This is a genomic window from Salinibacterium sp. ZJ70 (genome assembly GCF_011751865.2).
Classification (GTDB): Bacteria; Actinomycetota; Actinomycetes; order Actinomycetales; family Microbacteriaceae; genus Homoserinibacter.
In genome coordinates, this window is the sequence record NZ_CP061770.1 from 880,259 (window position 1) to 892,946 (window position 12,688).

General features: G+C 67.7%; 12 protein-coding genes. 4 read left to right on the plus strand and 8 right to left on the minus strand.

The window, feature by feature from the left end; translation table 11 throughout:
- Positions 1–97 precede the first annotated feature (97 nt).
- The 3 genes from HCR12_RS04195 to HCR12_RS04205 are packed head-to-tail and all read right to left on the minus strand — an operon-like array spanning position 98 to position 3,548.
- Entirely contained in the window at positions 98–1,576 is a 1,479-nt protein-coding gene (locus HCR12_RS04195; RefSeq protein ID WP_166869518.1) for an FGGY family carbohydrate kinase, read from the minus strand.
- Complete coding sequence (locus tag HCR12_RS04200; protein ID WP_166869517.1) at positions 1,576–2,766, minus strand: FAD-dependent oxidoreductase; 1,191 nt, start codon at positions 2,764–2,766, stop codon at positions 1,576–1,578. Before HCR12_RS04200 ends, HCR12_RS04195 begins: the two co-directional genes overlap by 1 nt.
- Before the next feature lie 14 nt (positions 2,767–2,780).
- Entirely contained in the window at positions 2,781–3,548 is a 768-nt protein-coding gene (locus HCR12_RS04205; RefSeq protein WP_166869516.1) for a DeoR/GlpR family DNA-binding transcription regulator, read from the minus strand.
- Positions 3,549–3,724: 176 nt separating this feature from the next.
- Between HCR12_RS04205 and HCR12_RS04210 the strand changes: the two genes are divergently transcribed.
- Positions 3,725–4,999, plus strand: coding sequence for an ethanolamine utilization protein EutH (locus tag HCR12_RS04210; RefSeq protein WP_166869515.1), 1,275 nt, complete (start codon positions 3,725–3,727; stop codon positions 4,997–4,999).
- 176 nt (positions 5,000–5,175) lie between these two features.
- On the opposite strand, the gene HCR12_RS04215 is transcribed toward HCR12_RS04210, so the two are convergent.
- The gene (locus tag HCR12_RS04215; protein WP_224763662.1) at positions 5,176–6,645 is read right to left on the minus strand and encodes an aminopeptidase P family protein; all 1,470 of its coding nucleotides are present in this window, start codon (positions 6,643–6,645) and stop codon (positions 5,176–5,178) included.
- Between the two features lie 26 nt (positions 6,646–6,671).
- The gene (locus HCR12_RS04220; RefSeq protein WP_166869513.1) at positions 6,672–7,688 is read right to left on the minus strand and encodes an endonuclease/exonuclease/phosphatase family protein; all 1,017 of its coding nucleotides are present in this window, start codon (positions 7,686–7,688) and stop codon (positions 6,672–6,674) included.
- A 125-nt stretch (positions 7,689–7,813) separates the two neighbouring features.
- Between HCR12_RS04220 and HCR12_RS04225 the strand changes: the two genes are divergently transcribed.
- The gene (locus tag HCR12_RS04225) at positions 7,814–8,665 is read left to right on the plus strand and encodes a PHP domain-containing protein (RefSeq protein WP_166869512.1); all 852 of its coding nucleotides are present in this window, start codon (positions 7,814–7,816) and stop codon (positions 8,663–8,665) included.
- A gap of 84 nt (positions 8,666–8,749) precedes the next feature.
- Here the strand turns inward: HCR12_RS04225 and HCR12_RS04230 are convergent, their stop codons facing one another.
- Positions 8,750–10,225, minus strand: coding sequence for a DEAD/DEAH box helicase (locus HCR12_RS04230; protein ID WP_166869511.1), 1,476 nt, complete (start codon positions 10,223–10,225; stop codon positions 8,750–8,752).
- Between the two features lie 62 nt (positions 10,226–10,287).
- Here HCR12_RS04230 and HCR12_RS04235 point away from each other — a divergent pair, with 62 nt between their 5' ends.
- On the plus strand, positions 10,288–11,001 hold the full coding sequence (locus tag HCR12_RS04235; protein WP_166869510.1) for a ferritin-like fold-containing protein: 714 nt from the start codon (positions 10,288–10,290) through the stop codon (positions 10,999–11,001).
- A 5-nt stretch (positions 11,002–11,006) separates the two neighbouring features.
- Complete coding sequence (locus tag HCR12_RS04240; protein ID WP_166869509.1) at positions 11,007–11,597, plus strand: phosphoribosylanthranilate isomerase; 591 nt, start codon at positions 11,007–11,009, stop codon at positions 11,595–11,597.
- Between the two features lie 467 nt (positions 11,598–12,064).
- Here the strand turns inward: HCR12_RS04240 and HCR12_RS04245 are convergent, their stop codons facing one another.
- A complete protein-coding gene (locus HCR12_RS04245) occupies positions 12,065–12,361 on the minus strand; it encodes a hypothetical protein (RefSeq protein WP_166869508.1) in 297 nt (98 codons plus the stop codon).
- Between the two features lie 25 nt (positions 12,362–12,386).
- Positions 12,387–12,611, minus strand: coding sequence for a DUF3107 domain-containing protein (locus HCR12_RS04250; protein ID WP_166869507.1), 225 nt, complete (start codon positions 12,609–12,611; stop codon positions 12,387–12,389).
- Positions 12,612–12,688 lie beyond the last annotated feature (77 nt).

The window sequence follows — 12,688 nt, forward strand, 5'->3', positions numbered from 1 at the left end:
GGACGCTACGGACATAGCGCACTCCGGCTCGACCACTTGCTCGCCTACGAAGTAGTCAGTTGGCCCCTAGCAACGATGTACCGATCCAGTGCGACGCTCAGCGTGTGACGAGCTTTCGCGCGGCGTCCTGCCACTCGCGCCGCTTCAGCTCGCGGGTCGCGGTGTTAGTCGTCGGGATATAGTCCACTGTCGAAGGTGCCATACGCATCAAATCGTCGTGCGTAAACGAACCTGCCGAAAGCCCGGCGAGGCAGGCGGCACCGAGGCCTGTGATATCTGGCTCTTGGGTCACGACAACAGGGAACCCGACATAGTCAGCCAGGAGCTGCATGAGGAACGGGTTCTGGGAGGGGCCGCCGTCCGCCTTGATGATGGGCTCGTCGTGTCCGGACGCCTCGGAAAGCATGAGCACCACTTCCGCGACCGACCTCGCCAGGCCTTCGAGCAACGCTCGGACGGCGTGTTCGGGTCGTGTTCGGAGGCTCATTCCGTAGACAGCTGCGCGGGCGTCGCTGTCCCAATACGGCGCAGCGAGGCCGCTGAAAGCGGGGACAAAAGTGAGGCCAGCGGAGTCGAGAGCGAGGTTGGCCACGTCGGAGGTCAACGCTGCCGATTCCACTAGGCCCATATCCACAAGCCAGTCAATCGCCGCGCCGACGTCGAAAACGCTGCCCTCGAGCACGTAGCGGGTGTCGCCCGCACGGTCCCAGCCGACGAATGGCGTCAGCCCGGTGTCGGAGCGAATGGGATTCGAGCCGACACTCGTCTCGATGAAGGCGCCCGTGCCCAATGTTGCCTTGATGGCGTTCGGTGACCACATGTCGTGCATGAACAACGAAGCGTGGGCGTCGACGACATTCGCCATGATGGGGATCCCCGCGACAGGCACGTCGGGGTGTGTGATCTCACCGAAGTGGCTGGTCGTCGGCTGAATCCTAGGGAGTGCGGTCCGGGGAACGTCCCAGAGGGCAAGTAGCTCGTCGGACCAATCTCGTGTGTCGAGGTTCATGAGGGCCGTGCGCGAGACGCTCGACGCGTCCGTAGCGTGCGATGCGCCTCGCGTCAGGCGATCGATGAGATACGCGTCCGTGCCGCCGAGCCGCAGGGTGCCGCGCTCTCGGGCGGCCCGGGCCTCGTCGGTTGACGATGCGAGCAAGCTGTACTTCGACGCCGAAAAGTAGGGGTCGATCGACAGCCCGCTAATTCGCTGCACCATCTCGTCGAATCCGCCGTTGCGAAGATCGTCGCAACGACTGCTCGTGCGTTTGTCTTGCCATGAGAGCGCGGGGGCGACGGTGCGCCCGGTCCGCGAATCCCAGCCGATCGACGTTTCTCCCTGGTTCGCGATGCCTACAGCGCGGACATCCTTCCAGTCGAGGCCGGCCTGTTCGAGTGCCCGGTGCGCTGACGCGAGGCTTCCATCGACGAAGCCGTCAGCGTCGTGTTCGACCCACCCCGCGCGCGGAGTCTGGCGATTCATAGGGGTGGAGGCGCGCCCGATGATGCCGCCGCCCTCGGAAACCACAACGCATGTCGTCGTGGTCCCTCCGTGGTCGATCCCGAGGAGGACGCCCATTACTGCGCCAGAGCGATTCCGTGGGCCTGCATGGGGGCTCCGGCGGCCCACGCAGGTGTCGCCGAAGACACCAGAGTAGTCGTAGCGGTGGTCGACGGGTTCGGGTTACCGACGAGCGCGGCCACGCGGTTGACGACATCCTCTGCCATCGCACGGTGCGTCGTGAAGGATCCGCCCACGATGCCGTATGCACCGTCCACCGTTCCTTCGAAGACGGCGTGGCGACGCGACACCGCACCGCCCTCGCCGGGAGAAGCCTTAACGAGCGGACGAACGCCCGCATACGCAGACCAACCGGAGGTGTCCTGGCCGAGAGTGGGGAGGAACCTGCGCGCCTCGATGGCGAGCTCATCGAACTCTTCCGGGGTTACGGCGATGTCTTCGGGGCGCTCCACGATGGACGAGGTCGTCCCGAAAACAGTTGCACCGTTGAGCGGAACCGAGATGTCGAAGCTTGTCGGAGGGCGCAGGCGATTGACGACAGTGTTCACCATCTCCGTGGGGAGGACGAGCATTGCGCCCTTTGCCGTCTCAACCTCGATGTCGAGACCCACCGTGCCGCCGAGTTCCGCAGCCCACGCCCCTGCGGCGATGACGAGCGATGCAGTCTCGATCTTCCACTCGTGCCCATCAGCACCGCGTACCCGCACAGCGCTTACACTGCCGTCGACGGACTCCGCGCCGACGAAGGTTGTGTGGGTGAGGATTTCCGCGCCGGCCGCGATTGCGCTCGCGGCGAGAGCGGGGACCATTTCCCACGGACGGAACACTGCATCCGGCACGGTGAACCCGCCGATGGTTGCCGCAATGTTGGGCTCACGCTCGGCGATCTGCGCGGGTGTCAATTTCTCGATCGGGATCCCGGCTACCGACGCCGCGTTCTCGAAGCGCTCCATGAAGGCGGGATCGTCATCCTCGAAAGCAACGAATAGTCCGCTGGTTGCGGTGCGGGCGAAGGGAGCGATTTGCTCCATGATGCGTCGCTCGCGCATGCACTCTGCGGCGTAGTCGGTGTCTGTGACGACGTACCGAGCCCCGCTCTGAAGCATTGAGTGGAACCGTCCACTCGTGCCCGAGCCGATCGCGCCGCGCTCGACGAGGATCGTCTTGATGCCGCGGAGCGCGGCATCGCGTGCGATTGCTGTTCCGGTGACGCCCCCGCCGACGACGACGAGCTCTACTTCGGACATGTTGCGTGTGCTCCTTATGAGGGATCGGCGATCACGAGCGAGACGCCCTGATCGGTTATTCGTGCTGCTTGTTCAGGGGTGATCTCGTTGGTTACGAGGACGTCGACCTCCGCCCATGGGCAGAGCTCGACGCGGCCGCGTCGATCCCACTTGCTCGAGTCGGCGACGACGATCACCCGTTCGGCCCGGTCGATCATTGCCTTAGCTACGGCGAGGTCGTACGGGTGGTCGAGCGCTGCGCCGATCGAATCAAGGGACTCGACCCCCAGGATGGCTGTGTCGAAACGCCGCCCCTCGAACGGGTCGGCTCCCGCGTTGAACGTGGCGAACGATGCGCGACGCACCAGCCCGCCGAGTACCCAGACATCGATAAAGGCGCTGTCGCTCAGGGTGAGCGCGATGTTGAGGGCATTCGTCGTCACGCTGGCGGGCATATTGCGATCGAGTAGAGCTTCCGCGACTCGCATCACCGTCGACCCATCGTTGAAGGCAACGTGTTCGTCGATGTCGATCAGGGCCGCAGCTGCGTTGCCGATGGCGGCCTTCACATCTGCGTTCAGCAGCTCGCGCTCCGCGAAGCGGCTCTGAGCCTCGATGCGGTTCGCGAGCTGGGCGCCGCCGTGCTGGCGCACCAACATTCCGGTCTGTTCGAGGTGGCGTAGGTCGCGGCGAAGGGTGACCTCAGACACGCCAACTGCTTGCGCTAGTTCGGGCGTGGTCGCGAACTCGCGGTCGCGCAACAGCTCGGCGATCAGTTGATGCCGTCGATCCTGCTTCTTCACTGCACCCCCGCTTGATCAAGTGATCTGAATGAGGGACACGATAACACGCGTTCTGGGCGGGAAAACACCCAGCAAATAACTGGGTTTTCATTCTTTCTCTCGGCCGCTATGCTCGTGCGGCAAATGAACAAATGATCACTTGATCATTTTCGACGTACTGCAAGGGAGCAGTTCACATGGCCGTAGTCGGCACAATCATCGTCTTCATCATCATGGCCTTCGTGGTCGTTGGGGCCGTCGCTGCAATCCGTAACCCGGAGAAGGGGCTCGGGAAGGAGTTCCTGGAGGGCCTGTACACGATTGGGCCGATCTTCGTACCGGTCGCCGGCGTCATGGCCACGATCCCCTATCTGGCTCGTTTCATCGAGGATGTGCTCGGCCCGGTTCTGCGCTCCATCGGTGCTGACCCCTCTATGCCAGCTGGCCTGATCGCCGTTGACATGGGCGGCTACCAGCTCGCTGAGGCGACAGCCATCAGCCCCGGAAGCTGGATCATGGCTTCCGTTCTGGGATTCACGCTCGGCTGCACCGTTGTGTTCACGATCCCGGTCGGGCTGAACATGCTCCCGGTTCGCGACCACAAGTACATGGCGCTCGGAATCCTCGCCGGCGTGCTCACCATCCCGATCAGCGCCTTCATTACGTTGTCCCTGCTTGTCGTCACGAACACCACGTTGCGGCGCGAAATCTCGACGTCGGACCCCTCCGACTGGGTTTTCGAGTTGCCGTGGGGGGAGATGTTCCTCAACCTCATCCCGATCACGGTGATCGTGATCGTGATCGCGCTCGGCCTTCGCTTCGCTCCTCGCGCGATGCTCACAGGGTTCAAGTGGTTCGGCCGCGCGCTCGACGCAGTCATCAAGATCGTGCTCGCGCTCTCGATCGTCGAGTACTTCACTGGGCTGTTCTCGACGGTTTTCGGCGCGTGGGGCTTCGACCCGATCATCGCTGACGAGGCGGACCAGTTCCGTGCCCTTGAGGTTGCGGGCTACTGCGGCCTCATCCTCGCCGGTGCGTTCCCGCTGGTTTACGTCATCCGCACCTACGGCCAGCGTCCGCTCGCGCGCGTCGGCAAGCTCTTCGGTGTGAGCAGCGACACCACGGCTGGCGTGCTTGCGAGCAGCGCCAACGTCATCGCGCTCTTCCGCCTCGTCCCCAACTTCACACCCCGCGATAAGGTCCTCACGATCGCGTTCATGGTGTGTGGGACCGACGTGCTCGGTGGGCACCTCGCCTACGCCGCCAACGTGCAACCGCACATTCTTGGCCCGCTGCTGATCGGCAAGTTCGTTGCTGGCGTGCTGGCCATGTTCTTTGCCTACAAGCTGTGCGTTCCTATCGCGCGCCGTCTGGAGGAAAAGGACCGCGCGGACGGCGTGATCTCGGAGGACGAGTACCTTGAGCCCGCCGCGGTCGCATCGGGTGCCCCAGGCACTGGACAAGCCAAATAGTGGGCTCACGCCTCTGAGGTAGAGGTGTCGTTGTGCGCGTGGGGCCAATCCGCTGTGGCGGGTTGGCTCCACGTTGAGCTGTTCTGAGCCGCCACCGGGCCTCATACGCTCGGCGTTCGGAGCGTGCGCTTCTCGAGCTCTGCGCTGGCGTTACGGCGACGCTCGCCGCGTCGCGCCTACGAGAGGTGACCCGCCAGCCACGCCTCCACGTCGTCCGCGGTGCGCGGAATGCCGATCGACAGGTTCTCGGCACCCGAGGAGGTGACCAGGATGTCGTCCTCGATGCGCACCCCGATGCCGCGGAACTCCGCGGGCACGGTGAGGTCGTCGGGCTGGAAGTACAGACCCGGCTCGATCGTGAACACCATGCCGGGCTCGAGCACACCATCCAGGTAGAGCTCGCGGCGCGCCTGCGCGCAGTCGTGCACGTCGATGCCGAGGTGGTGGCTTGTGCCGTGCACCATGTAGCGACGGTGGAACTGGGCATCGGGTTCGAGCGACTCCTCGGCGCTCACCGGCAGGAACCCCCACTCGGCGGTCTTCGCCGCGATCACCTTCATCGCCTCGGCGTGGACCTCCCGGAACCGGATGCCGGGACGCACGATCGCGAACGCCGCATCCGCAGCCTCCCGCACCGCCTCGTAGACGAGACGCTGCACCTCGGTGAACGTGCCCGACACGGGCAGGGTGCGGGTGATGTCGGCGGTGTAGAGCGAATCGAGCTCGATGCCGGCGTCGATGAGCACGAGATCGCCCGGCTTCACCGCACCGTCGTTGCGGGTCCAGTGCAGGATGCAGGCGTGCGCTCCCGAGGCGGCGATCGTGTCGTAGCCGACCGTGTTGCCCTCCGCGCGCGCACGACGATTGAAGGTGCCTTCGATGAGGCGCTCGCCGCGGTGGTGCTCGACGATGTTCGGCAGGTCGGCGATGACGTCGTCGAAGCCGAGCTTCGTGGCGGCGACAGCGGCACGCATCTCGGCGATCTCGTACTCGTCCTTCACCAGACGCAGCTCGCTCACGGCGCGCACGAGCTCCGCGTCCTCGGCGCGCGAGGCGGTGAGGTCGTCGACCGCCGGGTCGATGCCGCGCAGCACCACGACGTCGCCGTCGAACGGCGAGAGTTCGGCCAGCGGACGCGTCTCGAGGGCGAGATCCGCGGCGACATGCGCGAGAGAGGGGCGTGCTCCCGTCCAGAACTCGCCGATCGCGGCGTTCGCGTAGAACTCCTCCGAGTCGCGGCCCGCCGTGGGGACGAAGTACAGGGTCGCGGGGGTGTCGTCACCCGGACCGATCACGAGCACGCTGCCGGGCACGGTGTCGCTCGCCCAGCCGGTGAGGTGGCTGAACGCCGAGTGCGCGCGGTACGGGTAGTCGGTGTCGTTGGAGCGCACCTTCGCGGGACCTGCGGGGATGACGAGCGTCGCATCCGGGAACTTCGCGGCCAGTCGCATGCGCCTGGCCGCGGCATACGCCGCCTGCGCGCGGGGTGCGGGGATCGGCTGCTCATTGTCGGCCCAGCTGCCGAAGATGAAGTCGCGGAACGCGTCGGAGGTCGGCGTCGTCGAGCGGTTCGAGGTGACCGGGGTGGTGCCGGGGGCGAGCTTCTCGGGCGAGTCCGAGGTGGCGACGGGGGTGGTGTCGGTCATGCCGCCCATCCTGCCACCGTCGGCTGTCAGCCGCCTGCGGGCACCAGCTGCGCGACAACCGGGCGGTGGTCGGACGCGGACGTGTCGCCCACCTCGATGACCTCGAAGCCGACGGTGGTCCACGCGTCCGTCGCGAGCACGTGGTCGATCGGCGAGCCGAGAAGCGCGGGAAGGCGTGTCGGCCAGGTGCCGATCGCGGCGCCGCCGACGGCACGTGCAGAATCCCGGCAGCCGGCGAGACCGACATCGCTGCCGAGGCCTGCCCAGTGATCGATGGTCGAGTTGAGGTCGCCCGCGACGATCACGTCGGAGGCGGGGTCGGCGCAGCGCTCGGCGAGCCAATCGAGTCCGACGCGCCAGTTCTCCATCTCGGCGGGCACCGGCGCGACCGGGTGCGCCGCGATGATGGTGGGCCCGCTCCCGTCGACCGGGACAGCGACGACGCTCGGCAGCGTGGGCGTGTTGCCGACCGAGTCGTCGACCTCGTAGTCGCCGAGCGCCTCCGAGACCAGCATCATCGTGGAACGCGCCTTCAGATGCTCGTCGTACGCGACGCCGAGAACCTGCATGGGGCGGCCCGCGTCGCCGAGGATCCGGGCGATTGCGACCGCCGTCCCGCGGCTCGTCTCGGGAAGCGCGACCACATCCGCCCCGCGGTCGAGGGCGAGCTGCGCGATCCTCTCCTCGCCGGGCGCATCGCCGAGCGTGTTCCAGGTGAGCACGATGAGCCCGCCTTCGCGGTCGCGGTCGATCGCGGTCGGATCCGCGCCGCGCACGGCGAGCACCCCCACCGAGACCACGGCGAACGCCAGCAGCAGCACACCGACGCTCGCGAAGAATCGCCTGCCCACTGTCGTGATGGCGGCGATGATGAGCACGAGCGCACCCGCGAGGACAGTCGCGAGCACGGCGAGGCCGCGCAGCGACACGAGCTGCGCGACGCCCAGCAGACGCTCCGCGCCCAGCAGCTGCGGCCAGCAGGCAAGCAGAAGCACCCCGGCCACCACGAAGGTGACCGCGGCGGCGAGCAGGCGTCCGAACATCGCCCCGAGCCTAGGCGCACCAACCTGGGAGGGGGGCCCGAGGGAGCCTGCGGTGAACCGCGTGCGCACTGAGCAGCTCCCGGACGTATCCGGTGAGCAGGGCACCGCCGCCCTAGCATGGAGGCATGCTCGGCCCGATCGATCTGCACGCCCATTCGCGCGTCTCCGATGGCACGCAGACGCCTGCCGAGCTCGTCGCAGCGGGAGTGGAAGCGGGCCTCGGAGTGCTCGCGATCACCGACCATGACTCGACCGCCGGATGGAGTGAGGCGTTCGCTGCCGCGCGCGGCACAGGGCTCGAGATCATGCCCGGCATCGAACTCTCGACCCAGCTCGACTACGCGAGCGTGCACATCCTCGGCTACATGATCGACCCGGCGAATCCGGCGCTCGTCGCGACGACGGATGAGATCCGGGCGGAGCGCCTCTCACGCGCCGAATCGATGGTGCGGCGCATCGCGGTGGACTACGCCCTCGACTGGGATGACGTTCTCGCTCAGACGACGCCGGGCACCACGATCGGGCGCCCGCACATCGCGGACGCGCTCGTCGCTCGCGGGCACGTGTCGGACCGCTCGGCGGCATTCGCGACGATCCTGCACTGGCGCGGCGGGTACTACCGGCCGCATCCGGCGCCGCTGCCTGCCGCGGGCGTGCGGCTGATCGCCGAAGCGGGCGGTGTTCCCGTGATGGCGCATCCGGCCTCGCGCGGCCCCGAACGCCTCTGGACGGATGAGCGCCTGCGCGCTCTCGTGGACGCGGGCCTCTTCGGTGTCGAACTGCACCACCGCGACAACCTGCCGAGCGCACGGGGGCGCTGGGAGCAGATCGCGAAGCGCTACGGCCTCGTCGTCACCGGATCGAGCGACTACCACGGTGCGGGCAAGCCCAACCTGCTCGCCGAGAACACCACGTCGCCCGAGGTGTATGCGGCGATCGTCGCGCATGGCACGGGAACGCAGCCGTTCAGCGGCTGAACTCTCGACGCGGGAATCGCTGAGGCATCCCGGCAATGCAGAAGGCGCGCCGCCGAAGCGACGCGCCTTCCGAGAATCCGTGGATCAGCCCGCGGGCGGGGGAGTGGGTGCTCCGCTGCCGGCACCGCCCGAGCGGCGACGGCGACGACGCTTCGTGGGTGCCGCGTTGCCGTCGTGGTGCTCGCTGCCGCGGCCGTCGTGCGTTCCGCCGCCCTCGGCGCGAGCCTCGGTGGTGTCGGTCGACGCCGACGCCTCCGTCGACGCGCCACCGCGGGTGCGGGTGCGGCTGCGGCTGCGCGAACGCGACGCCCCCTCGCCCGAGCTCTCGCCCGATCCGGTGCGCTCACGCGGCGGACGGGCGCCGGCGGGCGCGGCGGACGGCTTCAGGCGGCCCTTCGTGCCCTCGGGGATGTCGAGGTCGGCGAAGAGGTGCGGCGACGACGAGTACGTCTCCTGCGGCTCGGGAATGTTCATCTCGAGGCCGCGGTTGATGAGACCCCATTTGTGCATGTCGTCCCAGTCGACGAAGGTCACCGCGATGCCGGTCTTGCCGGCACGGCCGGTGCGGCCCGCGCGGTGCAGGTAGGTGTCGGGGTCGTCCGGCACGGTGTGGTTGATGACGTGGGTGACGTCGTTGACGTCGATGCCACGCGCGGCCACATCGGTGGCGATGAGGATGTCCTTCTTGCCAGCCTTGAACGCGGCCATCGAGCGCTCGCGCGCCTCCTGGCTCATGTCGCCGTGCACGGCACCCGCGTTGAAGCCGCGGTCGTTCAGCTCCTCGACGAGCTTCGCCGCAGCGCGCTTCGTGCGGGTGAAGATCACGGTCTTGCCGCGGCCCTCGGCCTGCAGGATGCGCGAGATGACCTCGTCCTTGTCGAGCGAGTGCGCCCGGTAGACGACGTGCTTGATGTTGGCCTGCGTGAGGCCCTCATCCGGGTCGGTCGCGCGGATGTGGATGGGCCGGTTCATGAAGCGACGCGCGAGCGCGACGACCGGGCCGGGCATCGTGGCCGAGAAGAGCATCGTGTGACGCGTCGGCGCGGTCTGCGCGAACAGCTTCTCGACATCCGGGAGGAAGCCGAGGTCGAGCATCTTGTCGGCCTCGTCGAGCACCATGACCTGCACGTCCTTGAGGGACAGCAGGCGCTGGCCGGCGAGGTCGAGGAGGCGGCCCGGGGTGCCGACGACGATCTGCGCGCCGGCCTTGAGCTGCTCGACCTGGCCTTCGTAGGCCTTGCCGCCGTAGATCGCGGCGATCTGGGTGGGGCGGTTGGAGGCTGCGAGAGTGAGGTCTTCGGCCACCTGCACGCACAGCTCGCGCGTGGGCACCACGATGAGCGCCTTCACGCCGGGCCCGGGGTTCTCGCCGAGCGCCTGGATGACCGGAAGGCCGAAGCCGAAGGTCTTACCGGTGCCGGTCTTCGCCTGGCCGATGATGTCCTGCTTGGAGAGGCCGAGGGGAATGGTCTGCGTCTGGATGGGGAAGGGCTCGATGATGCCCTTCGACTCCAGCGCGGCGACGATGTCGTCGTCGATGTTGAGATCGCGGAAAGTCAAGAGATTCCTGTCTGAGGAAATGGAGAGGTCTTCAGTCTACCGGCCTCCCATACACTGGGCGGGTGGTTTGGTTCCGTCGTCGCACCCGTCAGCGTTCGGGAACCCTTCAGGTACCGCCGCGTTCGGCCGCTGTCGCCGTCGCGCGTGTCGAGCTGCGCGACCTCGCGCCGACGCCTGCGCGCTTCCTCGGGCAGACCGCCTACCTGACGATCGTGCTGTTCGAGAACCTCGGGCGCGCCGTCACCACGGCACCCACGACGGATGCGAAGACCCGTCTCGCGCGCGCCGCATCCGACATGCTCGAGACGCATCAGACGCTCGTGAAGGAGCTGGAGCGCCTCACGGATGACCCGGCCGCCGAGATGGAGCCGTTCCGTCTGCTGCTGGACGAGTTCCAGCGCCGCACGAAGGGTGCCGACTGGTACGAGATCCTCGTGACCTGCTACCTGACGAGCGGCTTCCTGCTCGACTTCTTCGCCGGTCTCGCATCCGGACTGCCTGATGACCTCGACGATCGCGCCGCGACGGTGCTGCAGAACCACGCGGGCGAGGCGGTGCTCGTCGACGAGCTGCGTCGCGCGATCGAGGAGAGCCCGCGCCTCGCGTCGCGCCTGGCGATGTGGGGCCGTCGCCTCATCGGCGACACGATGCTGGTCGCGCGCTCCGCGCTCGAACAGCACCCCGCCGCGTCGGTCAACGAGCGCGTCGAGCCGGTGTTCACCGAGCTCATCGCCTCGCACACGCGCCGCATGGATGCGCTCGGGCTCACGGCGTAGCCGCTGTGTTCATCAAGATCTGCGGCATCCGCGACGCCGCCACCGCCGACGCGTGTGTCGCGCTGGGTGTCGACGCGCTCGGCTTCGTGTTCGCCGAGGGCAGCGTGCGCCGGATCACGGCGGATGACGCTGCCGCGGTCGTGGCCAGCGTGCCTGCTCGTGTCGAGACGGTGGGCGTGTTCACGGATGCGCCCATCGAGTCGGTGATCGATGACGTGCGGCGCGCGGGACTGCGCACCGCGCAGCTGCACGGGGAGCGCTCAGCCGCCGAGATCGCGCAGCTGCGGGATGCGGGCATCGACGTGATCGTCGCGCACCGTGTGGGGGAGTCGAGCGCGCACCCCGGCATCCGCCTGCTGATCGACGGCGACGTGCCCGGCAGCGGCACGGCGTTCTCGGTCGACCGTCTCGACCGCGCGGCTCTGCCCGCTCAGTGGCTGCTCGCGGGCGGCCTCGACGCCGACAACGTGGCCAGCCGCATCCGCGCCCTCGCACCGACAGGCGTCGACGTGTCGTCGGGCGTGGAGTCGGAGCGCGGCGTGAAGTCGATCCCGCTCATCGAGCGCTTCGTGGCAGCGGTGCGCGCCGCCGGCTGAGGCCCTGCGCCCCGCCAGTACCAGGAGAATCGTGCGAGATCGTCGATTCAGGGGCCCGGAAACGACAAACAGGCACGATTCGCAGGGTGCTGGTCTGTGGCGTCGTGGGGCGCTGGCTTCTGGGGATGCTGACCTGGGATGGCTCGCCGCTCTCGCCGCCGCCGTGTGGGAGTGGGATCGTGCGCGAGCGCTCGAGCTCATGCAGCAGACCATGGAGGCGGGGGCGGTGCACGCGCGGCTTGCACTCGTCGAGATGCTGCACGGTAGGGGATCGCGATCGTGCTGTGGAGGAGCTTCGCCCCGTGAGTCCCCTCGACGGCGCCTCATCGAAGTGCTGCGAACGGTACGGTCAGGCGTCAAGTCGCGCCGGCTCTGACACCCCAGCGAATCGTGCGAGATGGTCGATTCAGGGGCCCGGAAACGACAAACAGGCACGATTCTCGAGGGTTGCGGAGAAGGCGCGGAGCTCAGGCGCCCTGGCGGACGAGGCGCTCGAAGAGCTCCTCGTCGTGCTTCTCGCGACGGCGCGGGAGCAGGAGGGCGGTCGCCACGGAGGCGATGACGCCGACCGCGAGCGAGATGACCCAGATCCATCCGCCGTCGAACGTGAAGCCCAGCCACACGAGGATCGCCCACGCGAGCGCGGTCGCGGCTGCGCCGACGCTCGGCATCAGGCCCAGGCCGTGCCACTGGCGACCGGGCACGAGGTAGCGGATGAGGCCGCCGAGGGCGGCGCCGATGACGGTGACGAAGACGATCTCCACGCCGCGATCCTAGGGGAGCGCGGGGTTACGCGACGAAGCCGACGCGGCGAGCGTTGTCGCTGCCGACCTCGAGATACGCGAGCGAGGCGAGCGGCACGATGTACAGCTTGCCCTTGTCGTCCTTCAGGGTGAGGAGCTTCGCGTCTGCGGCGAGAGCCGACGAGACGGCTTCCTCGATCTCGGCGGGCGTCTGCGCGCTTTCGAACGCGAGCTCACGGGGCGAGTTGGAGATACCGATGCGAATGTCCACGATCCGAGCGTACGGGATGCCCGGGGCGGTGGCGGCGGCGGTTCACTGTGGGCGGAACGGGACGCGCCCGCCGGTCG

Coding starts and splice junctions, on each gene's coding strand:
- HCR12_RS04195 (WP_166869518.1), bottom strand. CDS start 1,576: ATGGGCGTCCTCCTCGGGATCGACCACGGAGGGACCACGACGACATGC.
- HCR12_RS04200 (WP_166869517.1), bottom strand. CDS start 2,766: ATGTCCGAAGTAGAGCTCGTCGTCGTCGGCGGGGGCGTCACCGGAACA.
- HCR12_RS04210 (WP_166869515.1), top strand. CDS start 3,725: ATGGCCGTAGTCGGCACAATCATCGTCTTCATCATCATGGCCTTCGTG.
- HCR12_RS04215 (WP_224763662.1), bottom strand. CDS start 6,645: ATGACCGACACCACCCCCGTCGCCACCTCGGACTCGCCCGAGAAGCTC.
- HCR12_RS04220 (WP_166869513.1), bottom strand. CDS start 7,688: ATGTTCGGACGCCTGCTCGCCGCCGCGGTCACCTTCGTGGTGGCCGGG.
- HCR12_RS04225 (WP_166869512.1), top strand. CDS start 7,814: ATGCTCGGCCCGATCGATCTGCACGCCCATTCGCGCGTCTCCGATGGC.